A 25063-nucleotide genomic window follows, 5' to 3' on the forward strand; every position below is an offset into this window, starting at 1 on the left:
ACACCTTCCTCGGGACCGATTCGCCGAACGGGCCGTAGGCTGTGCCGAGTGCACACGGTCGCCGTACTCAGCCTCAAGGGTGGCGTCGGCAAAACGACGGTCGCGCTCGGTATCGCGTCGGCCGCTCTGCGTAGGGGAACCCGGACGCTCGTCGCCGACCTCGACCCGCAGGGCAACGCCACCACCTCGCTCGACCCGCCCTACACCGACGCGACGCTCGCCGACGTCCTGGAGACCCCGGCCCGCGCCGTGCTGGAGCGCGCCATCGCCCCGAGCGTGTGGTCCGAGGAGGTCGACGTCCTGGTCGGCGCCGAGGAGCTGGAGCTGCTCAACGAGCCCGGCCCGGACGGCCGCCGGCTGGAGAACCTCTCCCGCGCGCTCGACGAGCTGCACCAGCGGCCGCTGCGCGAGGACCCGTACGAGCTGGTGATCATCGACTGCCCGCCGTCGCTGGGCCGGCTGACCAAGTCGGCGCTGGTCGCCGCCGACAGCGCGCTGATCGTCACCGAGCCCACGATGTACGCCGTGGCGGGCGCCCAGCGCGCGCTGGAGGCGATCGAGCGGATCCGCGAGGAGCACAACCCGGACCTGCGCCCCATCGGGGTGCTGGTGAACAAGCTGCGCGTGCGCTCGTACGAGCACCAGTTCCGGGTCGCGGAGCTGCGGGAGAACTTCGGCTCGCTGGTGATGCCCACGGCGATCCCGGACCGGCTGGCGGTGCAGCAGGCGCAGGGCGCGTGCAGCCCGATCCACGAGTGGCACTCGCCCGGCGCGCAGGAGATCGCGCTGACGTTCAACATGGTGCTGGCCAAGATCCTGCGCTCCAGCCGCGCCGGGCGCCACCGCGTGCACGGCGACGAGGACTCGCCGGACGCCACGGACACGCCGGCGGAAGTCTCCGGCAACGCGGGCTGAGCCGTGCCCGAGGGTGACACCGTCTTCCTCGCCGGGAAGCTGCTCGACAAGGCGCTGGCCGGGAAAACGCTGCTGCGCGGCGAGTTCCGTCATCCCGCACTGGCCACTGTGGACCTGTCCGGCCGTGACGTGCTCGGGGTCGGCACCGTCGGCAAGCACCTGTTCACGCGCTTCTCGGGCGACCTGACCCTGCACAGCCACCTGCGCATGGACGGCAGCTGGGAGATCTACCGCGCCGGCGCGAAGTGGCGAACCCCGGCCCACCACGCACGGGTGGTGCTGGCGACCGCCGACGTACAGGCCATCGGTTTCCGCCTGCACGACCTGGAACTGGTGCCGTCCGCGGAAGCGCACGACCTCGTCGCCCACCTCGGCCCCGACCTTCTTGATCCACAGTGGACGGACGAGCACGCGGCGCGCGCCACCGCCGCGCTGGGCGCCGAGCCGGACCGCGAACTGGGCGAGGCCCTGCTGGACCAGCGGATCATGGCGGGCGTCGGAAACCTCTACAAGGTGGAGATCTGCTTCCTGCTCGGCGTCTCGCCATGGACGCCGGTGTCCGAAGTGGACGCCGCGAAGGCCGTGGCGCTCGCCCGCAAACTGCTGCTCGCCAACGCCTGGCGGCACGAGCAGGTGACCACCGGCGACCTCGCCCGCGGCCGGCGCACCTGGGTGTACGAGCGGAGCCGCTCGGGCTGCTTCCGCTGCGGCGCGCGGGTGCGGGTGGCGGGCCAGGGTGACGGCGTCCGGCGGCGGCCGACCTGGTTCTGCCCCCGCTGCCAGCCCGGGCCGCATCCGGAGGACTGAGCCCCGCGCGTTCGCGGCCGGCGAACGCGGGCCCAACCCTCGAAGGCGATCGCGTAATTGATGTTGCCGCGCACCGAGGTTCGCGGTTAGCGTGGTCTTACACGAGAGAGGAGGTGGTCCTAAGTTGTATTCACACAGGACTCGTGAGGTGACTGTCCGCTAGCGGATAGCACGCGTAGGGACTTTGAGCAGCGATACAACACGAGCCACCTTCGGCTCATCGCCTGCTTCGCGTGTGTGCCTGATAGCGAATACCAGGCAGCCACCGGGCTCCCGGGGCTCTTGAGCACCGGTCCGGCTCGGGCTCGGACGTTTGACGGCGTCCGGGAGCCGTCCCGGGAGCACCCCTTAAACCACCTTGAACAATCCAGATCCTGCCGCCGGACCGTCGTCGACGACCGTCCGGCGCTCGGTTACCCGGCTTCGGCGATCGCTGTCGGCGAACTGATACACCGAACGGCCGAAAGTGGCTAGCCTGAACGGCATGCTCAGGCCCGACTATCCGATCACCACGGACCGGATCATCCTGCGCCCGTTCACCCCGGCCGACCTGGACGCGCTGAACTCGTTCCAGTCCCGCGCCGACGTGGCCCGCTATCTCTACTGGGGCCCGCGCAGCCGGGCCGAGTCGGCCGCCGCCCTCGCGAAACGGGTGCACAGCTCGACAATCAGCCAGGACGGCCAGTTCCTCGCCGTCGCCGTCGAGCTCACCGCGACCGGCCAGCTGATCGGCGACCTGAACCTCGAGTACCTGAGCGCCGAGCACCGTCAGGGCGAGATCGGTTTCGTCTTCCACCCCGACCACCACGGCAAGGGCCTCGCGCTGGAGGCGGCCACCGAGCTGCTGCGGCTGGGCTTCGAAGAGCTGGGCCTGCACCGGATCATCGGCCGCTGCGACGGCCGCAACACCGCGTCGAAGGCGCTGATGGAGCGCCTGGGCATGCGTCAGGAAGCGCACCTGCGGGAGAACGAGATCGTCAAGGGCGTGTGGACCGACGAACTGGTCTACGCCATGCTCGAGGACGAGTGGAAGGCCACACGCTGACCGGGTTCCGGACGCCGGGCGTCAGCCCATGGGGCAGCATGGGGCCGTGCTCTTCGACAAGATCGTCCGGCCCGCGCTGTACCGGCTGGCCTTCCACGACCCCGAGCTGGTGCACGAGCGCACCGTCACCCTGCTGAGCCGGACCGCGCCCGCGCTCCGCCCGCTGAGCCCCGTCTACCGCACCGACGACCCCGTGACGTTCCTCGGCCTGCGCTTCCCCAACCGGGTCGGCCTCGCCGCCGGGATGGACAAGAACGGCCGGGCGCTCGCGGCGTGGCCCGCGCTGGGCTTCGGTTTCGTCGAGGTCGGCACCGTCACGCGGCACCCGCAGCCGGGCAATCCCCGGCCCCGCCTGTTCAGCCTGCCCGCGAGTGACGCCGTGATCAACCGGATGGGCTTCAACAACGAGGGCGCGCAGGCGCTCGCCGACCGGCTGGCCGCCCACGGCAAGCCGCGGGTGCCGCTGGGGATCAGCATCGGCAAGTCCAAGGTGACCCCGCTCGACGAGGCCGTGGAGGACTACCGCTTCTCGCTGCGCGCGCTGCACCCGTACGCGGACTACTTCGCCATCAACGTCAGCTCGCCGAACACCCCCGGCCTGCGCGAGCTGCAGGACAAGACCGCGCTGGCCGAGCTGCTCGCCGAGCTGCGCCGGACCTCGGCCGAGCTGGGCGGGAACACCCCGCTGCTGGTCAAGGTGGCGCCCGACCTCACCGACGACGCCCTCGCCGAGCTGCTGGAGGTCTGCCTGGACCACGGCGTCTCCGGGCTGATCGCGACCAACACCACGCTGTCCCGCGCGGGCGTCGCCCCGGCCGAGGCGCACCTCGCCGCCGAGACCGGCGGCCTGTCCGGGCGGCCGCTGACCGCGCGGTCGCTCGAGGTCGTCCGGTTCGTCCACGAGCGCACCGGCGGCCGGCTGCCGATCATCGGCGTCGGCGGCATCCTCGGCCCCGACGACGCGTCGCGGATGCTCGACGCCGGGGCCGGGCTGGTCCAGCTCTACTCCGGGTTCGCGCTGCACGGGCCCGGGCTGGTGCGCCGGGTCAGCCGGGGGATCGCAGGCCGGCCGTGCTGACGAAGCGCAGGTAACCGCGCCACGACTCGTAGCGGTCGAGGCTGCCGCCACCATCGGCGACGGCCGGGTCGACCAGGACCGCGAGCGGGGTGCTGCCGTCCTCCAGCTCGACCCGCCCGAGCACGAACGGCTCCGGCAGCCCGCCGGCGAACCGGCCGAACGCCCCGGGCGAGAGCCGCCAGCGCTCGCCGTCGAGCCCCGCCCGGCCCGGGATCACGCCCGGCTGCGGCGGTTCGGTCTCCAGCAGCACCATGCGGTACCGCTCGGCGGTCCGGACCGGCCCGGTGAACCGGGCGCCGTCGAGGCTTCCGTGCAACGGCTGGCCGCGCAGGTGCGCGCCGAACACGACGACGTCGGTTCCCTCCGCCGGGTACGGCTCACGCTCCTGCTCGCCGGTGAGCACCGCGGCCAGGTCGAACCCGATCTGGTCCTCGAACGCCCGGGTCGCGATCGTGACGCCGAACGGCCGCTGGTCCCCCGGCGCCACCGGCACCGTGACGGCCGCGAAGTCGAGCACGTTGACGAACATGCTGTACGTGCCGAGGCGGCTGCTGACGCCGACCGGGTCGGCCAGTGCCTCGGCGACGGCGGGATGGTCGGTGACGGTGGGCAGCAGCAGGGCGTCATGGCCGGCAAGGGTCTTGCGGGCCTCGGCGCGCAGCTCGGCCACGCGGCTCTGCGCCTCCGCCAGCTCGTGGGCCAGATGCGTGCCCGCGGCCGCGACGATGCCGGACACGGTCGCGTCGGCCCCGTCCGGGCCACCGGCGAGGAACTCCCCCGCCGAGGCGTAGCGCTCGGCCACCAAGGCGCTGCCGTAGAGCAGTTTCCCGGCGTCGAGCAGCGCGGTGACGTCGATGGCCTCGATGATCGCGCCGGACGCCTCCAGCGCCGTCACAGCGACGTGGAACGCCCGGCGGGCCGCGTCGCCGAGGGCGGCGAGACCGGCTTCGTCCGGAATCGCGACCCGCGGCCGCTGCCCGGCGCTCAGCCGGACGTCGGCGGGCCACTCGCGGACAGCCGGGTCGAGACCGTCGGGCCCGGTCATCACGGCGAGCGCGCGCTGGCCGAGGGCCAGGCTGCGGGCGAACAGCGACACGCAGTCGAACGACGGCGAAGCCGGGAACACCCCGGTCTTCGGCACCAGCCCGAGCGTGGGCTTGAGCCCGATCACCGCGTTGAGCGCCGCGGGCACCCGGCCCGAGCCTCCGGTGTCGGTGCCGAGCGCCAGGTCCGTGATGCCGAGGGCCACGGCCACGGCCGAGCCGCTGCTCGACCCGCCCGCCACCTTCTCCGGGTCGAGCGCCGAGGCCACCGCGCCGTACGGGCTGCGGGTGCCGGCCAGCCCGGACGCGAACTGGTCCAGGTTCGTCTTGCCGAGCACCACGGCACCGGCCGCGGTGAGCCGCGAGACGACGGTCGCGCTGGTCACGGGCGCGCGAGAGAACCCCGGGCAGCCCGCGGTGGTGGGCGTTCCGGCGACGTCGACGAGGTCCTTGACGGCGAGCACCGTCCCGGCCAGCGGGAGATGCTCCCCCGCGCGGACGCGCTCGTCGACGGCCTTCGCGTCGACCAGCACCTCCTCCTGGGTGCGGAGGGTGATCCAGACATCGGGGCGGTCGACCTGGGCGATCCGCTCGAAGGCGGCCACCACGCGCTGGTGCGCGCTGGGCGGCGGGACGGGGACGGGTTCGGTTTCCGGCGGGAGCGTGGTCACGGGGCGTCCTTTCCTCGGCGCTACGAGAAAGTCCACTGTGTAAGAATCCACTGTGTACGTCCGGTGCCGCGGAACCTCAGGCCTCGACACCGTTCCTGGCGGGTGCCACCACTGACTGCATAGGAAAAACGTTAAACAGCCAACGTTTCCGTGGCCAGACGTTTCCGATTACGCGATTGTTTCGATACCGCAATCGAAACCCGGGCCGTCACGCGTAGTCCGCGCGGATCCCGCCGACCGGGATTCAAACTCGGCCATCCGGACGGACTGTGCGCCGCGGCTGTGCCAGCGAGTCGTCTCGGGCGGAAAAGCGCTGATCAGGTCAGGAAAGGTCCTTGAGGGCCAGCGCGAGCCCGGCGAGGTGGTCCGTCGCATCGGTCAGGGCCTCCCGCGAGGTGCCCAGGCCGTCGCTACTGGCGGCGACCGCGCGGCCCGCGGCGGCGACCAGGCTGCCGTACCCCTCGATGCCGTCGTCGAGCTGCTCCCGCAGCTTGCCCACGGCGGCGTCGAGCGCGCCGCGCTCCCGGTCCGGCGCCGAGTTCCGGCCGCGTTCGATGGCCTGGATCCGCCCGGCGAGCCCGCGCAGGGCCAGCGCGGCCTGCTCGGCCGTCGCCCTGGCGTCGGCCACCGACACCTCCGGCACGGCGAACGTGCCCAGCGAGGACGGCACGGCCAGCTGGTTCAGCAGCTCGCCCAGCGAGGCCTCGGACTCCGCGAGCCGTTCCATCGGCTCTCGCGCCACGGAGCCGGCCGCGGGCAGCGGCGGGGGCCCGCTCGGCGCGGACGGCAGCTGGACCTTGTTGAGGCCGCGCAGCTTGAGGCCGGTCCGCACGCTGAACGTGCCGAAGACGACGGTGCCGAACCCGGTCAGCACGGCCTGGCCGATCTCGGGCGCTCCAGCCGCGAGCAGCCCGGTCCCGGCGAGCACGGTCAGCACCCCGAGCATGATGGTGATCAGGATCCACAGGGTGAGCACCCGTGAAGTGCGCCGCTTGCGCCGCTCCAGCTTCGCGGCGGGCTCGTTCCAACGGTCCCACTTCGCCCGGGCCTCCGCGACCGCGGGCATCTGCCCGGCGACCGCGGCGAACGTGGTGGGCACGGTGGGCCGACGTCGCACCATCGGGCGCGGCGGCGACGGCCGGTGCTGGAAGTTGCCGGGTTTCGGCTGTGCGGCGGGCTTCCCGCCCACCGGCTTGGCGGCGGGCTTCCCGCCGGCCTCTTCGGCCGGCGGGAAGTACCGCTGCAGTTTCTCCTGGGCGCGCTGGGCTTTCTCCTGAGCCCGCTGGGCGTAGTCCGGCAGCCGCTCGATGTGCTTCTCGAGCTTGGCGTTGAACTCGCTGAAGTCCCGCCTTCTGCCACTACTGCCCATGACACACGCCCCCGGAGTCGTTCGGCCTGAGGGGTCAGGCCGGGTTCTTGCCCTGCTCGGCCTGCACGCGGGCCTGGATCTCCCGCTGGATGTCGGCGCTGTTGCCACCGCTGGCGGCCGCCGGGGCCTTCGCCGCCGCACCGCCGTCGGTGACCTGCGCGACCGAGTCGCCGCGCAGCGAGTTGCGGATCTGCTCCAGCCGCGAGTGGCCCGCCATCTGCGTGGCGGACTGCTGCACCTCGAGCATCCGGCCCTGGACCGAGTTCTGCGCGAGTTCGGCCGAGCCGAGCGCCGTGGAGTAGCGCTTCTCGATCTTGTCGCGGACCTCCTCCAGCGACGGGGTGTTGCCCGGCGCGGCCAGCTGGCTCATCTGGTTCAGCGAGGCGGAGACCTGCTCCTGCATCTTCGCCTGCTCCAGCTGCGAGAGCAGCTTGGTGCGCTCGGCCAGCTTCTGCTGCAGCATCGTCGCGTTGCGCTCGACGGCCTGCTTGGCCTGCGCGGCCGCCTGCAGCGACTGGTCGTGCAGGGTCTTCAGGTCCTCGATGCTCTGCTCGGCGGTGACGAGCTGCGCGGCGAAGCTCTCCGCCGCGTTCTCGAACTCGGTCGCCTTCTGCTCGTCACCCTTGCCGCGGGCCTCGTCGGCCAGCACCAATGCCTGACGGGTGGACGCCTGCAGCTTCTCGACGTCGCCGAGCTGCCGGTTGAGCTTCATCTCCAGCTGGCGCTGGTTGCCGATCACGGAGGCGGCCTGCTGCGTCAGCGCCTGGTGGTTGCGCTGTGCCTCCTCGATGGCCTGCTGGATCTGTACCTTCGGGTCGGCATGCTCGTCGATCTTCGACGAGAACGCCGCCATCATGTACTTCCAGAACTTCACGAACGGGTTGGCCATCTCCTCCGCCTGCCTTCTTGCGTCCCACGGGCCTCAGTTACCTCGAGGTGGGGCGTCACTCCCCTAGTCACACAACGTCCCGACCCCGGCGTTGGGTTCCATCGTGTCAGGTCGGCCCCCGCCGTTCCAGGCGACCCCGGGGGAATTCAGGGATGGCCCTGATCGGCACCGGACGCAAACGGACGGCCCCGGGTGACTGCCCGGGACCGTCCGTGTGCGAAACGTGGTTATGCGGCAATGGTCGACGCGAGCTTCGGCGCGCCGATCGTGGTCCGCAGAGTGGTGTTGAGCCGGGGCGACGGCGAAAGCCGCAGATCGGACAGGTCGTCGCCGATCAGCTCGGACACCAGGCTGCCGCCCTCGAACCCACCGGCCTTGGCGGACGCCTCCGCGGCGCGCTCCGGCACGGTTTCGCGGGGTGCGCCCTCGACCACACGCTCGTCGACCGGGGCGACCTCGACCTTGTCGAGTGCCGACACATCGGCCGCGACCTTGTGCAGCAACTCGCCGAGTGGAAGCTCCAGGGCATCGCAGATGGAGGCCAGCAACTCGCTGGACGCCTCCTTCTGACCACGCTCGACCTCGGACAGGTACCCGAGGCTCACCCTGGCGGCGCGAGAGATGTCACGCAGCGTTCGACGCTGGTTGGTGCGGGCATGACGGAGCCGATCACCGATCGCCTCACGCAACAGCACGGTCATCACGCGCCTCCCTTCCCGAACTGGTGTCCCCTACGTTACCCAGTGCGGTGCCCCGGGCGCAGGACTTGACCCATGCGTACGCCAAGGGCGAACGCCACGTTCAGTCTAGTTGTTCCTCGAGCAGCGTGAAGGCGGCGTTCACGGAGGCGGTCCGGACGGCGTCACGGTCACCGCTCAGCAAGAGGGTACGGACGGTCTGCCCGAAGGGCCCGCTGAGCCCGATGTGCACCGTGCCCGGGGCCGCCCCGTCCTGCCCGGAAGGCCCGGCGACGCCGGTCAGGCCCAGCCCCCAGGTCGCGCCGCAGCGGTCCCGGGCACCGGCCGCGAGCTGGGCCGCGACCTCGGGATCGACCGCGCCGCGGGCGGCCAGCAGGGCCTCGTCGACGCCGGCCAGCGAGTGCTTCAGTTCTGTGGCGTAGACCACCAGCCCGCCGCGCAGGACGGCGCTCGCGCCGGAGATGCGGGCCAGCGTGGCGCAGACCAGTCCCGCGGTCAGCGACTCGGCCGCGGCCACCGTCTCGCCGCGCCGGGTGAGCGTCGCCACCAGCCCGGCGGCCTGCCCGTCGAGATCTAGCACAGCGGGATCGGACAGAGCGGGCATCAGGCGCCCGTAGCGCGACGGCCGGCGGCACGCAGGCGGACCGCGCGCACCAGGTAGTCGACGCCGGTGACCACGGTCAGCACGACGGCCAGGCCCATCAGCGCCCAGCGCACCGGGTCCGCCCCGGCCGGCAGCGGCAGGAGGTAGACGACGATGGCCAGGATCTGCGTCATCGTCTTGGCCTTGCCGCCGCGGCTGGCCGGGATCACGCCGTGGCGGATCACCCAGAACCGCAGCAGCGTCACGCCGATCTCCCGCACGGCGATCACGATCGTGACCCACCAGGGCAGCTCGCCGAGCACGCTCAGCCCGACCAGCGCGGCGCCGATCAGGGCCTTGTCCGCGATCGGGTCGGCGATCTTGCCGAAGTCGGTGATCAGGCCGTACTTACGGGCCACCCAGCCGTCCACCTGGTCGGTGGCCGAGGCGACGACGAACAGGCCGGTCGCGATCGCCCGCCAGGTGGTGTCCGCGCCGTCGCCGTCGAACAGCGCGAGCACGAACAGCGGCACCAGCACCAGCCGCGAGAGGGTCAGCAGGTTGGCCAGGTTCAGGGTCGGGACCGGCGTCGGCTCCGGCACCTGGGCCTCGGCGTGGTGGGCGGTTCCCTTGGGGGTCATGCCCTCGCCCGCGTCGCTGGGGGCGGCACTCACCGGTCGGCGTCCGGTACCGGGCGGACGACCAGGTCGACCCCGGCCGACTCGACGACCTCGCAGCGGATCAGGTCGCCAGGCCGCAGGACCGGTTCCTCTTCGAGGATCACGCACTCGCCGTCGACCTCGGGGGCCTGGTGCGCGGCGCGGCCCACGGCGTCGTCGCCGTCCTCGGCCGCCTGCTCGACCAGCACGTCGACGAAGGTGCCGATCCGGTCCTCGGCGCGCTGGGCGGTGAGCTCCTCGACCAGCGCGGAGATGCGCGTGACGCGGGCGGTGACCTCCTGCGGGTCCAGCTTGCCGTCGAAGGTCTCGGCCTCGGTGCCGTCCTCGTCGGAGTAGCCGAACACGCCGACGGCGTCGAGCCGGGCGCCGGTCAGGAAGCGCTCCAGCTCGGCCAGGTCGTGCTCGGTCTCGCCGGGGAAGCCGACGATCACGTTGGTCCGGATGCCCGCTTCCGGCGCGTGCTCGCGGATCTGCTCGGTCAGCGCGAGGAACGAGTCGGTGGAGCCGAACCGGCGCATCCGGCGCAGCACCTGCTCGCTGGAGTGCTGGAACGACAGGTCGAAGTAGTCCGCGACGCCCGGCGTGGTCGCGATGGCCTTGACCAGCTGCGGCCGCGTTTCGGCCGGCTGCAGGTAGGACACGCGCACCCGCTCGATGCCCTCGACCTCGGCCAGCCGCGGCAGCAGCCGCTCGAGCGCGCTGGCGCCGTCACGGCCGAAGTCCTTGCCGTACGACGTGGAGTTCTCGCTGACCAGGAACAGTTCCTTGACGCCGTTCTCGGCGAGCCACTGCGCCTCGGCGACGATCTCGTCCGGCTGGCGCGACACGAACGAACCGCGGAACGACGGGATCGCGCAGAACGAGCAGCGCCGGTCGCAGCCGGACGCGATCTTCAGCGCCGCCACCGGCGAGGTGTCCAGCCGGGTGCGCAGCACACGCGGGCCCCAGCCGTGCTGGGCGTGCCCGGGGACCTCGACGGTCTCGCTGGCCGCGGGGCGCTGGACCGGGCTGATCGGGAGCAGCTTGCGGCGGTCCGACGGGGTGTGCGAGGCGAGCTTGCGGCCGGCCACCACGTCGTCGAGCCGGTCGGACAGCTCGGCGTAGTGGTCGAAGCCGAGCACCGCGTCGGCCTCCGGCAGGCTGTCGGCCAGCTCGTGGCCGTAACGCTCGGCCATGCAGCCGACGGCGACCACCTTGCGGCCGGTGTCGGCGGCGGCCAGCAGCGTGTCCACCGAGTCCTTCTTCGCCGACTCCACGAAGCCGCACGTGTTGACCACGACGACGTCGGAGTCGTCCGGGTCGGCGGCCAGCTCCCAGCCCCCGGCCGCCAGGCGCCCGGCCAGTTCCTCGGAGTCGACCTCGTTGCGGGCACAGCCCAGCGTCACGAGGGAGACCCGACGGCCGGTGGCCGGCTCGATGGTGGAAGGCCCGGTGGTAGAAGGCTCAGTGGTGGGAGAAGGCACGACGTTCAGCGTAGCCGCCGGGGTCGGGCCGGGCGGCGACGGCGTCGCCCAGACGGTGAGACGGCCCGGTGACCCGGCACCGCGGCACCGCGGCACCGGCAGGCCGGCCACGGTCGGCAGTGCGAGCCCCGCGTGCCGGCCCCCGCCGTCGCTCACCCCGGCTCGGCCAGGTCGGCCGCGGTCAGCAGGGTGAGCTCGGCGTCGCCGACCGCCTCCAGGTCGACGTCCGGCCCGGCCAGGCGCAGCGACTGCGCGGCGATCGCGCGTTCCAGCCGGGCCCGGGCGGAGCGGCCGTTGGCGAACCCGCGGCCGCGGTCGATGCCGGCCATGACCCCGGGCAGCGCGGCCGTCAGGTCCGCGCTCAGCCGGTAGCCCTGCCCGGCCGCCATCGCGGCGAAGATGGCGGTGAGCTGGGCGGCGTCGTAGTCGGCGAACTCGACCGTGCCGCCGAAGCGCGAGCGCAGCCCGGCGTTGGCGTCCAGGAAGCGGTCCATGTCCGCCGGGTAGCCCGCGGCGATCACGATCAGGTCCTCCCGGTGGTTCTCCATCTGCACGAGCAGTTCGGCGATGGCCTCCGGGCCGAAGTCGGACCCGGTCCCCTGCGCCAGCGTGTAAGCCTCGTCCACGAACAGCACGCCGCCGATCGCGCGTTCGCACACCTCGCGGGTCTTCGGCGCCGTCTGCCCCACGTGCTCCCCGACCAGGTCCGGCCGCGCGACCTCGACCAGGTGCCCGGACGGCAGCACCCCCAGCTCGCGGTAGAGCTGTCCCATCAGCCGCGCGACCGTGGTCTTGGCGGTGCCGGGGTTGCCGGTGAAGACCAGGTGACGGCTGCGCGCGCCGACCGGCAGCCCGGCCTTGCGGCGCCGCGCGTCCATCCGGGTCTCCGCGACGAGCGCCCGGACTCGCTGCTTGACCTCGTCGAGGCCGATCATGCCGTCGAGTTCGGCCAGCAGCTCGTCGAGGCCGCGCCGCGGTCCGGCGTCGTCGGCGACCGCGACCCCGGACTCCCCCGGCAGGTCGGCGGCGATCAGCAGCGCCAGCGCGGAGTCGGGGCCGGCGGGCTGCGCGGCGAGCCGTCCGGCCTGCTTCCCGAGCACGGCCTCCAGCAGCCCGCGCGCGGAGCGTCCGTTGGCGAAGCCGCGGCCACGCGGGATCCGGCGGATCGCCTCGGGCAGCGCCGCGGCCAGGTCGCCGTCGAGCCGGTAACCCTGGCTTTCGGCCATCAGCCGGAAGATGGCGGCCAGCTCGTCGTTGTCGTAGTCCGGGAACTCGATCCGGGAGGAGAAACGCGACCGCAGGCCGGGATTCGACTCGAGGAAGCCGTCCATCTCCTTCGGGTAGCCCGCGACGAGCACCACCAGGTCGTCCCGGTGGTTCTCCATCTGGACCAGGACCTCGGCGACGGCCTCGCGCCCGAACTCGTCCTCCTTGTCGAGGGCGAGGCTGTAGGCCTCGTCGATGAACAGCACGCCGCCGGTCGCCCGTTCGCAGACCGCGCGGGTCTTCTTCGACGTCTCGCCGATGTACTCGCCGACCAGGTCCGGCCGGGCCACTTCGACCACGTGCCCCTTGGACAGCATCCCGAGCGCCTGGTAGATCTTCCCGATCAACCGGGCGACGGTCGTCTTCGCGGTGCCCGGGTTGCCGGTGAGCACCAGGTGCCGGCTGCGGACCGTGACCGGCAGGCCCGCGTCCCGGCGCCGCGCGTCGATCGCCGCTTCGGAGACCAGCGCCCGCACCCGCTGTTTCACCGGGGTGAGCCCGATCATCGCGTCCAGCTCGGCCAGCAGGTCCTCGACCGGGCGGCCGGCCCGCTGCTCCGCCTCGGCGACCAGCGGCGCGACGTGCTCCAGCCCGAGGTGGACCCGGCCGTCCGGGGACACCCCGCCGGCGACGGCCCCGCGGGCGGCCGCGTCGAGCAGCGCCTCCACCCCGCGGGCGCCGTTGCCCCTGGCCAGCGGGGCGAGCCGATCTCGCACCGCGGGCGGCAGCACGAACGAGCGTTCAGCCGCGACCACGTCCAGCAGCGCGGCCGTCCGGCCGGGGTGGGGGAACCGCGCCATCCGGTACTGGATCACCGCCTGCGCGAAGTCCGGCGCCTCGGTGCGCAGCACCTCCAGCACGCGCTCGGTGCCCGCGAGCACCAGCAGGCGGCAGCTGTTCTGATCGTGCGCGTAGTCCCGGAGCGCGCGCAGGACGCCGCCGGGTTCCTTCTCGAAGAGGGCGTCGACTTCTTCGATCAGGAGGAGCGGCGGATCCCCCTGCTTGGCGACGTGCTCGCGCAGCACCACCTCGACCGGCTCGTCGCCGGCCATGGCCAGCAGCTCCGGGGCGGTGACCGCCACCTCGGCCTCGAACCCGACGTCGGCGACCCGGAGTTCGGCGCGGAGCGTCCGCCACAACCGGCGCTGCCCGGTGTGGGGCTCGCCGACGAGCAGCACGAACGGGTTCGGCTGCTTCATGCCCGAGTTCTGCCGGGCCGCCCAGTCCCGATGCGCGACGACCCACTGGGCGTGGGCCTTTTCGTACTGCTCCTGCTCACGCCGCTCCCACATCCGGTTCCCGGCCGAGAGCAGGTCGAACGTCACCGAGCGGGTGGTCCGGGCGAGATCGTCGAGGTACCCGTGCTGCTTGCCCTTCGGCCGCTCCGGCTCCGGCGGCGGGGGTTCGCCCTGGCCGTCCTGGGTGCCGTGCCTGCTGCGGTCGGCCCAGGCGACGACCTGCACCACCCGCCGCACGAACTCACCGGCCGGCTCGGCCCCCGCGACGAACGCCCCGCAGGCGAGGTTCTCGACCCGCACCGGCGCCTCGGCCGTCCGCGCGGGCACCGGCTGCGGAACCGGGCCGGACGGCGGGCCGGGGACGGCGGCCAGGCGTGGCGGAGCAGCGGCAGGGCGATTCGGGCCGGGAGGACCACTCCGGCCGGTTGGCGGACCGGGTTGAGCCGGCTGGCCCGGTTGACCAGGCTGGCCGAGTTGAGCTGGCGGACCGGACTGAGCAGGCTGGCCCGGTTGAGCCGACGGACCGGGTCGGCCAGGCGAGCCGGGCGTCGGGCCCGCCTGCCCGAAACCGTTCGCCGGCACGATCCGCGTGGCGGCGCGGTAGCCGGGATCCGCGGGCACCGTGCCGAACTGCCAGGCGCCGCCGGGCCGGGTCCACTGCACCGGCTGCCCGGGGACGAGCAGCCACGAAGTGCCGTCCGGTCCCGCCAGCAATGTCGTGCGGCCCTGTGTGGCTTCCGCCTGGGCCGCCTGGAACGCGTCCCACCCCGCGCGCGTCATTTCCGCCCCGCTCCCCCCGTGCCGGTTCCCTCGGCACGACAGCATAGGGGCGTCGTCCGACGGCGGTGATCACCAGTTCAAGGCCGCGCTCATCTGCTTGTCCATGATGGGGGACAACGTGGTCAGGAAGGTCGCGGTGACGTGGTTGTCGTCCATGTAGACGAGCACGTTGCCGACCACGGCCGGGCAGGTGTCCGCTTCGCAGAAGTAGTCCGTGAAGTCCAGGAAGGACACGTTGCCCGGAACGTTCGGCACCGTGGCGTAGGGCGCGACCGGCGGCAGCACGTCGTCGCGGTCGCGGCTGCAGCCCGGGTCGGACGGGGTCCGCTCGGCGACGCAGGCGGCCATGTCGAAGCCGAACCGCGGGTTGTCGCGCAGCGCCACCACGGGGATGCCGGCCCGGTCCAGCCTCGACCACCGGTCGAGGAAGCCCTGCGGAGTGGTCTCGGTGATCCCGGCGCCCACGTTCAGGCTGCCCAGCGTCACGACGGCGTCCGGGCGCATCGCCACGATCTCGGCGGCCGCGGCCTTGTTCCAGTCGAGGCAGGGCTGGTCGCCCGGCATCAGGTCGGCGGTGGCGGAGAACGGGCAGGCGCCCTTGAGCATCGAGGTGACCTGCCAGCCCTTGCTCTGGACCAGCGGCAGGAACGCGGCGAGGTACTGCTGCATGTGCGAGTCGCCGACCAGCACCACCCGCTTGGCGGGCCGTCCGGCCGGGTCCTGCGTGCAGACTTTCAGCTCGTCGTCGCGCGGTGACGTCGTGCACTGGTCCTCGGGGATGCCGGCCCAGTCCTCGGGCAGCTTCAGCGTGGGCGGCACGACCGACGGCGACGGCGAGCCGCGGTAGACGAAGCCCGGGCTGTGCGCGACGGCGCCGGGGTGGTCGGCGTCGCCGAGCGCGATGGAGTAGTTGGCCTCCGCCGTGGTGTACCCGCCCCAGACGCCGGCGGCGACCAGCACCGGGGCCAGCGCGAGGAGGCCGAACCGGTAGGCGCCCCAGCGCTTCACGGAGCCGATCTTCGACAGCCGGATCGGGTTCTCGACGAAGTGGTAGGTCAGGATCGAGAGCCCGAACGACACCCCGAGCACCACCGCGCCGCCGAGCGGGCCGACGGCGTCGCGGCCGCGCACGATCAGGTAGAACACCAGCACCGGCCAGTGCCACAGGTAGAGCGAAAAGCTGATGTTTCCCAAGTAGCCCAACGGTTTGGAGCTCAGCCAGCGGTCGGCGCCGAAGCCGCTGCCGGTCTGGCCGGCCACCAGCACCAGGCCCGCCGACAGCGTCGGCCACAGCGCGATGAAGCCCGGGAAGACGGTGTCGACGCGCAGCACGATGCCGCACAGCACGAGCCCGGCGACGCCGGCCCAGCCGAGCACGATGCGCAGCCGGCGCGGCAGCGTGACGGCGTCGAGGAACATCGCCATCAGGCCGCCGAGCGCGAACTCCCAGACGCGGGTGAGGCCGTGGAAGTAGGCCAGCGGCTGGTCGGCCGCGGTGAGGTGGACCGAGTACGCCAGCGAAGCGGCGAACAGCGTCACCAGCATGACGTTCACGGTGCGGCGCAGCGGCCAGCCGAAGCGGCGCACGGCGAGGCCGAGCGCGACGAAGACCACCGGCCACAGCAGGTAGAACTGGCCCTGGATGGACAGCGACCAGAAGTGCTGGACGACGCTCGCGCTGTTGTGCTGGGCGAAGTAGTCGACCGAGTCGGCGGCGAGCTGCCAGTTCTCGTAGAACAGCGCGGAGGCGAAGACCTCGCGGATGGTCTGGAACCAGCGGTCCTCGGGCAGCAGCAGCGCCGAGGCCACGGTCACGGTGAGCAGCACGGTCATCGCGGCCGGGAAGAGCCGTTTGATCATCCGGCCCCACATCGGCCGCAGCTCGACCCGCCCCCGCAGCGACGCGCGGTAGAGCTGCCCGGTGATCAGGAAGCCGGAGACCAGGAAGAAGACGTCGACGCCGCCGGAGATCCGGTCCAGCCAGACGTGGTAGACCACCACCAGCAGCGAGGCGAGCGCGCGGACGCCCTGCAGCTCGGGCCGGAACCTCGGCTGCGCGACCGGCGGTGCGGACCGCCCGGGCCGTTCGGCTGTCACCGCCGTGGTCCCGGACATGGGTGCCCCTCCCCTGGTCGCCGCGCCTCGATGCGCGTACTGGCTGGTGCGGTGGCATGCCGTAACGGCACGGTTGAGTGAGGGCACCAGCTATACGTGACGGGCCGGGCGCGGACCCATCCGGGGTCCCCCGATCGAGCCGTCGGCGGCGCCGGGCGCGCGAATGGATATGTTGGGCCGTGTGCCTCCCGACTCAGCCCGCCCGGCCGTCCGCCGCGCCCGGATAGCCGACGTCCGCAAGATCAAAGCGCTGGTCGACTCCGACGCGGGCCGTGTGCTGCTCGAGAAGGAGCTGGTCACGCTGTACGAGGCGATCCAGGAGTTCTGGGTCGTCGTCGACTCCGATGACGACGTGCTCGGCGCCGCCGCGCTCCACGTGCTCTGGGAGGACATCGCCGAGCTGCGCACGGTGGTGGTGGACAAGGCGGCCCGCGGCCGCGGCGTCGGGCACCGGCTCGTCGGGCGGCTCGTCGACGAGGCCCGCGAGCTGGGCCTCAAGCGCCTGTTCGTGCTGACCTTCGAAACGGACTTCTTCTCCGGGCACGGCTTCGTCGAGATCGACGGGACGCCGGTGTCGCAGGAGGTCTACGAGGAGATGCGCCGCTCGCTCGACCCCGGCGTCGCGGAGTTCCTCGACCTGCCCTACGTCAAGCCGAACACCCTCGGCAACTCACGCATGCTCCTGGAGTTCTGACATGGACACCGATCACCTGCTCAGCACCACCCGCGCCGTGCGGCGCAAGCTCGACCTCGAGCGCCCGGTCGAGCCCGCCGTGCTCGCCGAGTGCCTGGAGCTGGCGCTGCAGGCGCCGACCCCGGGCAACCAGCAGGACTGGCGCTGGCTGGTCGTGCGCGACCAGGGCGTCAAGGAGCGGCTGGGCTCGCTGTTCCGCCGGGTCGGCGAGGCCTACCTGGCCGCCCGCGCGGCTTCCGCGGACGGCAGCCCCGCAACGGCCAGGGCGCTGGCGTCCGGGCGGTACCTGGTCGAGGTGATCGAGCGGGTGCCGGTGTTCGTGGTGCCGTGCCTGCGCGGGCGCCCGGCCGGCGACAACAGCGTGGACGCGGCGTTCTACGGCGGCATCTTCCCCGCGGTCTGGAACTTCCAGCTGGCCCTGCGCTCGCGCGGCCTCGGCTCGACGCTGACCACGTATCACCTGCAGCACGAGGCGGAGGCCGCGGAGATCCTCGGCGTGCCGGACGGCTACACGCAGGTCGGGCTGCTGCCCGTCGCCTACACCACGGTGCCGGACTTCAAGCCGGGCGCGCGGCGGCCGCTGTCCGAGGTCGCGTTCCTCGATCACTGGGGCCAGTCACTCGGCTGACCCCGGATCAGGTGACGCGCAGGGTGATCCGGTCACCGCTGAAGCTCACGCCCACCAGCTCCACCTGAGCGGCGGCGTACGTCGTCTCGTGCGGCCCGCGACGGCCGGTGTGCAGCTCGGTGTCGATGTGCTCCCCGCGGCCGGGCTGCGTCAGCGTCACGGCAACGATCGCGTCACCCTGCCAGATGCACTGCAGCCCCGGCTTGCAGCGGGAGTCCTCGACCAGCCGGGTGTAGCGGACGGCGACGTCCTTGGTGCTCAGCTCGGCCTCCTGCCCGGTGGCGAGCGAGACGTCGTGCCCGGGATCGGCCGTGACGGTGCCTTCCGCCGCCGGTCGTGGCGGCGCGGCCGGCCCGCCGTGGGTCTGCGCGAGGGCCACTGAACTCCCCGCGCCCGCGGCGAGGACGGCCAGCGTCCCCATGGTCAGAGCGAGCCTCTTGGCGTCCATGGTGTGCAGACGGAGGCAGCGGTGCCGGGGGTTGCACCGGGGGTCAGAACTCCTCGTCTTCGCCCGCCGGAGCCGGGGCGTCGCCGCCGCGGATCATGAACAGGACGGACTCCAGTTCTTCCGGCTTGATCAGCACGTCGCGGGCCTTCGAGCCCTCCGAGGGGCCGACGACGCCGCGGCTTTCCAGCAGGTCCATCAGACGGCCGGCCTTCGCGAAGCCGACGCGGAGCTTGCGCTGCAGCATCGACGTCGAGCCGAACTGCGAGGTGACGATCAGCTCGGCGGCCTGCAGCAGCACGTCGAGGTCGTCGCCGATGTCCGGGTCGATCTCCTTCTTCTCGCCGGCCTTCTGCGCCGTGACGCCGTCCTGGTACTCCGGCTGCGCCTGCTCCTTGGCGTAGTTGACGACGGCGGAGATCTCCTCGTCGCCGACGAACGCGCCCTGGATACGCACCGGCTTGCCCGCGCCCATCGGCAGGTAGAGCGCGTCGCCCATGCCGATCAGCTTCTCCGCGCCCGGCTGGTCGAGGATGACCCGCGAGTCGGTGAGCGAGGACGTGGCGAACGCCAGCCGCGAGGGCACGTTCGTCTTGATCAGGCCGGTGACCACGTCGACCGACGGCCGCTGCGTCGCCAGCACCAGGTGGATGCCGGCCGCGCGGGCCTTCTGCGTGATCCGGACGATCGCGTCCTCGACGTCGCGCGGCGCGGTCATCATCAGGTCCGCCAGCTCGTCGACGATCGCCATGATGTACGGGTACGGCGCGTACACGCGCTCGCTGCCCGGCGGCGCGGTGATCTCGCCGGAGCGGACCTTCTTGTTGTAGTCGTCGATGTGCCGGACCTTGTTGACCTGCATGTCCTGGTACCGCTGCTCCATCTCCTCCACCAGCCAGGCCAGCGCGGCGGCGGCCTTCTTCGGCTGGGTGATGATGGGCGTGATCAGGTGCGGGATGCCCTCGTACGGCGTCAGCTCGACCATCTTCGGGTCGATCAGGATCATCCGGCACTCGTCCGGCGTCGCCCGCGCGAGCAGCGACACCAGCATCGAGTTGACGAAGCTGGACTTACCGGAGCCGGTCGAGCCGGCCACCAGCAGGTGGGGCATCTTCGTCAGGTTCGCGGTGACGAAGTGGCCCTCGATGTCCTTGCCCAGCCCGATCACCATCGGGTGGTTGTCCTTGACCGTGGTCGGCGCGCGCAGGACGTCGCCGAGGCGCACCATCTCGCGGTCGGAGTTCGGCACCTCGATGCCGACGGCGGACTTGCCCGGGATCGGCGCCAGCAGCCGCACGTTGTCGGTGGCCACGGCGTAGGCGATGTTCTTGGTCAGCGCGGTGATCTTCTCGACCTTGACGCCCGGGCCCAGCTCGACCTCGTACCGGGTGACCGTCGGGCCGCGGGTGAAGCCGGTGACCTGCGCGTCGATGCTGAACTGCTCCAGCACGCCGGTGATCGCCTCGATCATGGCGTCGTTGGCCTTGCTGCGGGACTTCGGCACGTCGCCGAGCTTCAGCAGGTCCGGCGGCGGGAGCTGGTAGTCGCCCTCGACCGTGCGGGTCATCGCCAGCGGCGGCTCCGGGGCCTTCTTCGGCTTCTTCTCCGGCACGTCGGCGGCGGCGGGCGCGGCCGGCTTGGGCTTCGGGGGGCGCAACGGGGTGGGTGTCTCGGCCAACGCGGCGTCGAGGTCCAGCTGCTCGCCGTCCTGGTCACCGCGGCCCTGGCGACGGCGAGACGGCTTACGCAGCCGCGCGGCCTTCGGGTCGGCTTCGGTGACAGCGTCGGCTTCGCGCTCGGCAGCGGCGGCCGCGTCACGCTCCGCCTCGACGTCGGCGAGTTCCTCCTCGTCCAGGCCCCAGGTGCGCAGCCGGTGCGGGATCTCGCGCACCGGCGTGCCGGTGAACACCAGCACGCCGAACAGCAGCGCGAGGACCAGCAGCGGCACGGCGACCCAGGTGGTGACGCCCTGGGTGAGCAGCCCGCCGGAGAACCAGCCGATCACGCCGCCGGCGTACATCCGGCCGTCGTTGGTGTCCGGCAGCGCGGTGAAGATGTGCAGCATCCCGAGCACGGACAGCACCACCAGCAGCGTGCCGATGACCATCCGCGGCCGGGTCTCCGGGTCCGGCTCCGAGCGCATCAGCGCGACCGCGACCACGACCAGCACCAGGGGCAGCGTCACCGCGCCGGCGCCGAGCACCGTGCGCGTCGCGACCTCCACGGCGGCGCCGATCGGCCCGGCGGCCCGCCACCACACGCCCACGGCGGCGATGATCGCCAGCGCGATCAGGCCCAGCGCGAGCCCGTCACGGCGGTGCTCCGCCTCCAGCTCACGGGTGCGCCCGACCGTGCGGGCCAGCGTGCCGAGGCCCTTGGCCAGCAGGTTCCAGGTGCCGCGCACGCCCCGGCCGAACGCGCCGGAAGAGCGCCCTTTTCGCGCCGCCGGCCGGCGCGCCGACGAGGCGGGCTTGCGGGCCGAGGACGACGAGCGTGCACGCGAACTGCCCGAACGGGCGCCGGAACCCGAGGACCGCGGCTTGGCCGGGGTACGCGAACCGCGCGCCGGTGCCTTCCCGCCGCTGCCCGAACTGCTCCGCTTTCTCGTCGCCGACCCAGCCATGCCCTCCACGGTAACGGGCTCGCGCCGATAGTCCCATGCGCCACTCTCAGCACAGGCGAAACAATCGCCCCGGAATCTGGGTCCGAGCGGCCGTTCAACCGGGGAGGGGCTGCCCCGGGAGCGGGTCCGGGTGATCGCGGAACCGACCGGGGGCGACGCCGTGCTCGCGGCTGAACGCGGCGGCGAAGGCGAACTCGGTGGAGTAGTGCTGTACCGGACCGACTGAGGAGATCGATGAAGAGCATGGCGACCGTGCTGGAGTAGCTGCTGAACGAGCGGGAAACCCCCGGTGGAAGAGGTGATGGCCCGGCACTTCGTCCCCGCCTACCGGCAGCGGACCGGCGGCGTCGGGGCCGAGTGGCCCGAAGTGGCGCGGAATCTCGCCGGCATTCGCCATGTTCGGCCGGTTCGCGCCGGACGGCCGGTTCGAGACGATCGAAGAGGCCACGCTCGTGGATCCCGCCCAAGCCCCGCGCGCCTGACGGTCACAGCGGCCGGACAGCGGGGCAGCGGGTTGTCCGGGGGTACCCGCGCCCAAGCCCCGTCTGCCGGAACCACCCCATCGGGGGTATCCGCCGCCATGCCAAACTCTGCGCATGCTGGCGCTGCATCACGACGAATCCCCGGCTCCACGCCGCGCCCCGGCGATCTGGCGGACGATGCTGAACATCGACCGCGGCCTGGTCAACCTCGTGGGCAAGCTGACCGTTTCCGGCTCGATCCCGCCCGCGCTGCGCGGCCGTCCGCTGCTGATGACGGCCAACCACATCGGCGTGTTCGACGCGTTCGTGCTGATGGCGGCGTGCAAGCGGATCGGCATCAACCCGCGGTTCATGCTGGCCGGCGGCATCCTCGACGCGCCGCTGATCGGCCCCGCGCTGCGCGTCAGCGGGCACCTGCGGGTGGACCGGCAGGTGGCCGCGACCGCGGTCGGGCAGTTCGCCGAAGCCGTGGAGCAGCTGCGCACGACCCGCGAGCCGATCATCGTCTACCCCGAGGGCCGGATCAGCCACGACCCGGGACTGTGGCCGGAGCGGGGCAAGACCGGCGCCGCGCGGCTCGCGCTGGGCGCGGACGTGCCGGTGATCCCGATCAGCCAGTGGGGCGCGCACGAGGCCGTGTACTGGGGCACCGAGACCGTGAACGGGCCCGCCGACCTGGTGCCGCTGGCCCGCTCGGGACTCAGCGCGCCGCTGCGGCGGCCGCGGTTCAAGGTGCACTTCGGCGACCCCGTGGACCTCTCCGGGGTCGAGCCGGAACGGCCGGGCGCCGGGGTGCGCGCGCACGCCAAGATCATGCAGGCCATCACCGACGGCCTGGTGCCGCTGCGCCGCGACGAGCCCGTGCGGCCGCGGTTCACCGACCCGACCCGGCCGACGGACACCGTCAGCCCGTGGAAGCCGCAGCCGCCGCGGTAAGCAGCCGCGTTCCGGATCATGGGACCGGACCGGCGGCTGGCCTAGAGTCGCGAAGCGTGAGTACACGCATTTTCGTCGTCTACTACAGCGCCACCGGGAACTCCGCCGCCCTCGCGTCCGCGCTGGCCGAGGGCGCGCGGGAGACCGGGGCCGAGGTCCGGGTCCGGACGGTGCGGGAGACCGCGCCGCCGGAGGCCGTCGCGAGCAACCCGCGCTGGCAGGCGTGGGTGGACTCCGGCCCGCACCACGAGTACGCGACGCTGGCCGACCTGGAGTGGGCCGAAGGCCTGGCGGTCGGCGGCCCGACCCGGTTCGGCGGCCCGGCCGCGCAGCTGAAGTCCTTTTTGGACAGCACGGGTGGCCTGTGGGCGCAGGGAAAGCTGGCCGACAAGGTCGCGACGTCGTTCACCTCGGCGTCCACCGCGCACGGCGGGCTGGAGGCGACCGTGCTGGCCACGAACAACATCTTCTACCACTGGGGCGCGATCGTGCTGCCGCTCGGCTACGCCGACCCGCACCTGAAGGAGTCCGGCAACCCGTACGGCGGCTCGTTCGTCTCGCGCAAGTCCGCGGCGCCGGACGAGCTGGCGCTGGGCGCGCTGCGGCTGCAGGGCAAACGGCTGGCGACGATCACCACCCACGTCGCCACCGGGCTCAAAGCCCAGCAATAAATCGGTTTCGACGCCTCCGGCGCCGGCCGTAGGGTCGCGCCGTGACCACCGAGCTGGCCGCTGTCGCGCCGCGGCCCCACGTCCCGCACCGAGGGCGCGGCAGCGTGCTGGTCCTCGGCTCGGCGCTGCTGTTCAGCACGTCCGGCATCCTCGGGAAGCCGACGATGCTCGCCGGGGTGACCCCGGAACAGGCGGCGACGCTGCGGATCGGCTTCGCGGGCCTGCTGCTGCTCGTGGGCACGGCCGTGTTCGCCCCGCGGACGCTCAAGGTGCGTCGCGGGGAATGGCCGATGCTGGTCGCGTACGGACTGCTCGGCGTCGCCGGGACGCAGCTGTTCTACTTCATCGCCGCCTCCCGGATCCCGGTCGGCATCGCGATCCTGCTGGACTTCACCTCGCCGGTGCTGATCGCGCTGTGGGTCCGGTTCGTGCGCCGGACGCGGCTGCCGCGCGCGATGTGGGGCGGGATCGCGCTGGCGATGGCGGGACTGGCGCTCGTCGCGCAGGTCTGGGAGGGCATCAGCCTCGACTCCGTCGGCCTGCTCGCGGGCCTCGGCGCGGGCGTGTGCTCGGCGGGCTACTTCCTGATCGGCGAGCGCGCGGTGGCCGGCCGCGACCCGCTGGGCCTGGTGACCTGGGGCATGGTGATCGGCGCGGTGGTCGTGTGCGTGGTCGCGCCGCCGTGGACGGTGCCGTGGCCGCTGCTGGCCGGGTCCGTCGCGTTCGGCCCGTGGACGCCGCCGCTCTGGCTGCTGGTGATCGGCGTGGTCCTGCTCTCGACGGTCTTCCCGTACCTGCTGAGCATCTCGGCGCTGCGCCACCTGCCCGCCTCGGTGGCGAGCGTCCTCGGCCTGGCCGAACCGGTGCTCGCGACGGTCCTCGCGTGGGCGCTGCTGGGCGAGGCCCTGACCTGGCCCCAGGCCCTGGGCGCGGTGATCCTGCTCGGCGGGGCTTCATTGGTGCAGGCCAATTCGAAGGCCGTCACGTGAATTCGCGAGGTGGGTCAGCGGGCGTTTCCCTTTTCTCCGCAGGAAGATCGCGGACCCGCCGGAGCAGCAGCGGCGCCAGGGCCGCGACCACAAAAGCGATTCCGCCGACCAGCACGACCGAGCGCGCGCCCCATTCGGCCGCGGCCGGCCCGACCAGCAGGAGTCCGAGCGGAATGGAGCCGAACGACAGCAGGTCGTCGTAGGAGGAGTGGTGATGGGCCTGGTCATGTACCGCCTCGTGATGCGCAAGCCACTGTTCGTCGGCGCGATGGGGTTCGCGCTCGCGGGAGTCACGTGGGACACGAGACCGACCGCGCGCACGCTCAGCCCCAGGCCGCGCCGCCGCTGCGGCCCGCGGTGAGAGCGGGACCGAGCACCTGCCAAGGCCCGACGTTCGCGAGGTTGATCACGAAGTAGGACAGCGCCATGGTCCACACCCACCGCGTCGACCGGAACTCCCGCCAGCCGGTCCGGAGGTCCGGCCGCAGGCTGCCCCGCGCGCCGCTCACCCGGGCGGACCGCGGCAGCCGGGACAGGAACGCGGCGGCGATCAGGAAACTCAGCGCGTCCGCCGCGACGGCCCAAGCGCCGTTCGCGGCCGCCGCGATGAGCCCGGCCAGTGCGGGGCCCGCGATCCGGACGGCGTTGCGGCTCAGCGACAGCGCGGAATTGGCCCGCTGCAGGTTCCGCCGGAGCGACCAGCTCGGGGACGATCCCGCGCAACGCGGGCGAGGCGAACGCTTCCAGCGCGCCGTTCACGAGCGCGAGCGCGGAGACCGGCAGCAGGTCGAACGTGCCGGTCAGCAGGATCGCCGCGACGCCCGCCTGCGTGAGCCCGGCGCCGAGGTTGGCGGACACCAGCAGGTTCTTGCGGGGTAACCGGTCGGCCACGGCCCCGCCGATCAGCAGGAGGACCAGCTGCGGCCCGATCCCGGCGGCCAGCACGACACCGAGG

General features: G+C 72.5%; 22 protein-coding genes. 10 read left to right on the top strand and 12 right to left on the bottom strand.

Annotation, left to right across the window (positions count from 1 at the left end):
- Positions 1 to 48: 48 nt before the first annotated feature.
- From OG943_RS20725 to OG943_RS20740, 4 genes are all read left to right on the top strand, one after another.
- Entirely contained in the window at positions 49 to 915 is an 867-nt protein-coding gene (locus OG943_RS20725) for a ParA family protein (protein WP_328611436.1), read from the top strand.
- Positions 916 to 918: 3 nt separating this feature from the next.
- Positions 919 to 1722, top strand: coding sequence for a DNA-formamidopyrimidine glycosylase family protein (locus tag OG943_RS20730; RefSeq protein ID WP_328611437.1), 804 nt, complete (start codon positions 919 to 921; stop codon positions 1720 to 1722).
- 484 nt (positions 1723 to 2206) lie between these two features.
- Positions 2207 to 2767: a GNAT family N-acetyltransferase gene (locus tag OG943_RS20735; RefSeq protein WP_328611438.1), complete on the top strand. Its 561-nt coding sequence runs from the start codon at positions 2207 to 2209 to the stop codon at positions 2765 to 2767.
- Positions 2768 to 2813: 46 nt separating this feature from the next.
- Positions 2814 to 3845, top strand: a complete 1032-nt coding sequence (locus tag OG943_RS20740) for a quinone-dependent dihydroorotate dehydrogenase (protein WP_328611439.1) — start codon at positions 2814 to 2816, stop codon at positions 3843 to 3845.
- On the opposite strand, the gene atzF is transcribed toward OG943_RS20740, so the two are convergent.
- The 9 genes from atzF to OG943_RS20785 form a co-directional block, all read right to left on the bottom strand.
- Entirely contained in the window at positions 3814 to 5559 is a 1746-nt protein-coding gene (gene atzF / locus OG943_RS20745) for an allophanate hydrolase (protein WP_328611440.1), read from the bottom strand. The genes OG943_RS20740 and atzF overlap by 32 nt on opposite strands.
- 322 nt (positions 5560 to 5881) lie before the next feature.
- Entirely contained in the window at positions 5882 to 6928 is a 1047-nt protein-coding gene (pspM, locus tag OG943_RS20750; RefSeq protein ID WP_328611441.1) for a phage shock envelope stress response protein PspM, read from the bottom strand.
- 34 nt (positions 6929 to 6962) lie between these two features.
- Complete coding sequence (locus OG943_RS20755) at positions 6963 to 7817, bottom strand: PspA/IM30 family protein (RefSeq protein ID WP_328611442.1); 855 nt, start codon at positions 7815 to 7817, stop codon at positions 6963 to 6965.
- Positions 7818 to 8044: 227 nt separating this feature from the next.
- Complete coding sequence (locus OG943_RS20760) at positions 8045 to 8518, bottom strand: helix-turn-helix domain-containing protein (protein WP_328611443.1); 474 nt, start codon at positions 8516 to 8518, stop codon at positions 8045 to 8047.
- 100 nt (positions 8519 to 8618) lie between these two features.
- On the bottom strand, positions 8619 to 9119 hold the full coding sequence (locus OG943_RS20765) for a CinA family protein (RefSeq protein ID WP_328611444.1): 501 nt from the start codon (positions 9117 to 9119) through the stop codon (positions 8619 to 8621).
- Positions 9119 to 9772 carry a CDP-diacylglycerol--glycerol-3-phosphate 3-phosphatidyltransferase gene (pgsA, locus tag OG943_RS20770; RefSeq protein ID WP_328611445.1) on the bottom strand — a complete coding sequence of 218 codons (654 nt, stop codon included), beginning with the start codon at positions 9770 to 9772 and terminating at the stop codon, positions 9119 to 9121. Before pgsA ends, OG943_RS20765 begins: the two co-directional genes overlap by 1 nt.
- The gene (rimO, locus tag OG943_RS20775) at positions 9769 to 11241 is read right to left on the bottom strand and encodes a 30S ribosomal protein S12 methylthiotransferase RimO (protein WP_442874751.1); all 1473 of its coding nucleotides are present in this window, start codon (positions 11239 to 11241) and stop codon (positions 9769 to 9771) included. Before rimO ends, pgsA begins: the two co-directional genes overlap by 4 nt.
- A gap of 152 nt (positions 11242 to 11393) precedes the next feature.
- Positions 11394 to 14072, bottom strand: a complete 2679-nt coding sequence (locus tag OG943_RS20780; protein WP_328611446.1) for an AAA family ATPase — start codon at positions 14070 to 14072, stop codon at positions 11394 to 11396.
- A gap of 522 nt (positions 14073 to 14594) precedes the next feature.
- On the bottom strand, positions 14595 to 16640 hold the full coding sequence (locus tag OG943_RS20785) for an acyltransferase family protein (protein WP_328611447.1): 2046 nt from the start codon (positions 16638 to 16640) through the stop codon (positions 14595 to 14597).
- 169 nt (positions 16641 to 16809) lie between these two features.
- On the opposite strand from OG943_RS20785, the gene OG943_RS20790 reads away from it, so the two are divergent.
- Entirely contained in the window at positions 16810 to 17334 is a 525-nt protein-coding gene (locus tag OG943_RS20790; RefSeq protein ID WP_328612117.1) for an amino-acid N-acetyltransferase, read from the top strand.
- A gap of 1 nt (position 17335) precedes the next feature.
- Positions 17336 to 17962: a nitroreductase family protein gene (locus OG943_RS20795; protein WP_328611448.1), complete on the top strand. Its 627-nt coding sequence runs from the start codon at positions 17336 to 17338 to the stop codon at positions 17960 to 17962.
- Positions 17963 to 17969: 7 nt separating this feature from the next.
- Here the strand turns inward: OG943_RS20795 and OG943_RS20800 are convergent, their stop codons facing one another.
- Complete coding sequence (locus OG943_RS20800) at positions 17970 to 18410, bottom strand: hypothetical protein (protein ID WP_328611449.1); 441 nt, start codon at positions 18408 to 18410, stop codon at positions 17970 to 17972.
- Positions 18411 to 18453: 43 nt separating this feature from the next.
- Entirely contained in the window at positions 18454 to 20811 is a 2358-nt protein-coding gene (locus OG943_RS20805) for a DNA translocase FtsK (RefSeq protein WP_328611450.1), read from the bottom strand.
- Between OG943_RS20805 and OG943_RS20810 the strand changes: the two genes are divergently transcribed.
- The 4 genes from OG943_RS20810 to OG943_RS20825 all read left to right on the top strand — a co-directional run bounded on the left by OG943_RS20810 (position 20801) and on the right by OG943_RS20825 (position 24108).
- Complete coding sequence (locus OG943_RS20810; protein WP_328611451.1) at positions 20801 to 21061, top strand: hypothetical protein; 261 nt, start codon at positions 20801 to 20803, stop codon at positions 21059 to 21061. The two genes, OG943_RS20805 and OG943_RS20810, sit on opposite strands and share 11 nt — an antisense overlap.
- A gap of 565 nt (positions 21062 to 21626) precedes the next feature.
- Positions 21627 to 22448, top strand: coding sequence for a lysophospholipid acyltransferase family protein (locus OG943_RS20815; RefSeq protein WP_328611452.1), 822 nt, complete (start codon positions 21627 to 21629; stop codon positions 22446 to 22448).
- 56 nt (positions 22449 to 22504) lie between these two features.
- A complete protein-coding gene (gene wrbA / locus OG943_RS20820; protein WP_328611453.1) occupies positions 22505 to 23119 on the top strand; it encodes an NAD(P)H:quinone oxidoreductase in 615 nt (204 codons plus the stop codon).
- A gap of 41 nt (positions 23120 to 23160) precedes the next feature.
- Positions 23161 to 24108 (top strand): EamA family transporter, encoded by a 948-nt coding sequence (locus tag OG943_RS20825; RefSeq protein WP_328611454.1) that lies wholly within the window; start codon positions 23161 to 23163, stop codon positions 24106 to 24108.
- Between the two features lie 323 nt (positions 24109 to 24431).
- On the opposite strand, the gene OG943_RS20830 is transcribed toward OG943_RS20825, so the two are convergent.
- The gene (locus tag OG943_RS20830) at positions 24432 to 24791 is read right to left on the bottom strand and encodes a hypothetical protein (protein ID WP_328612118.1); all 360 of its coding nucleotides are present in this window, start codon (positions 24789 to 24791) and stop codon (positions 24432 to 24434) included.
- Positions 24792 to 25063 lie beyond the last annotated feature (272 nt).

The sequence above is a fragment of the Amycolatopsis sp. NBC_00345 genome (assembly GCF_036116635.1).
Lineage (GTDB): Bacteria > Actinomycetota > Actinomycetes > Mycobacteriales > Pseudonocardiaceae > Amycolatopsis.

Bases quoted from the DNA above. Each gene is read 5' to 3' on its own strand.
- pspM (WP_328611441.1), bottom strand. From the start codon at position 6,928: ATGGGCAGTAGTGGCAGAAGGCGGGACTTCAGCGAGTTCAACGCCAAG.
- OG943_RS20800 (WP_328611449.1), bottom strand. From the start codon at position 18,410: ATGGACGCCAAGAGGCTCGCTCTGACCATGGGGACGCTGGCCGTCCTC.
- OG943_RS20795 (WP_328611448.1), top strand. From the start codon at position 17,336: ATGGACACCGATCACCTGCTCAGCACCACCCGCGCCGTGCGGCGCAAG.
- OG943_RS20785 (WP_328611447.1), bottom strand. From the start codon at position 16,640: ATGTCCGGGACCACGGCGGTGACAGCCGAACGGCCCGGGCGGTCCGCA.
- OG943_RS20755 (WP_328611442.1), bottom strand. From the start codon at position 7,817: ATGGCCAACCCGTTCGTGAAGTTCTGGAAGTACATGATGGCGGCGTTC.
- OG943_RS20735 (WP_328611438.1), top strand. From the start codon at position 2,207: ATGCTCAGGCCCGACTATCCGATCACCACGGACCGGATCATCCTGCGC.
- OG943_RS20790 (WP_328612117.1), top strand. From the start codon at position 16,810: ATGTTGGGCCGTGTGCCTCCCGACTCAGCCCGCCCGGCCGTCCGCCGC.
- OG943_RS20765 (WP_328611444.1), bottom strand. From the start codon at position 9,119: ATGCCCGCTCTGTCCGATCCCGCTGTGCTAGATCTCGACGGGCAGGCC.
- OG943_RS20815 (WP_328611452.1), top strand. From the start codon at position 21,627: ATGCTGGCGCTGCATCACGACGAATCCCCGGCTCCACGCCGCGCCCCG.
- OG943_RS20760 (WP_328611443.1), bottom strand. From the start codon at position 8,518: ATGACCGTGCTGTTGCGTGAGGCGATCGGTGATCGGCTCCGTCATGCC.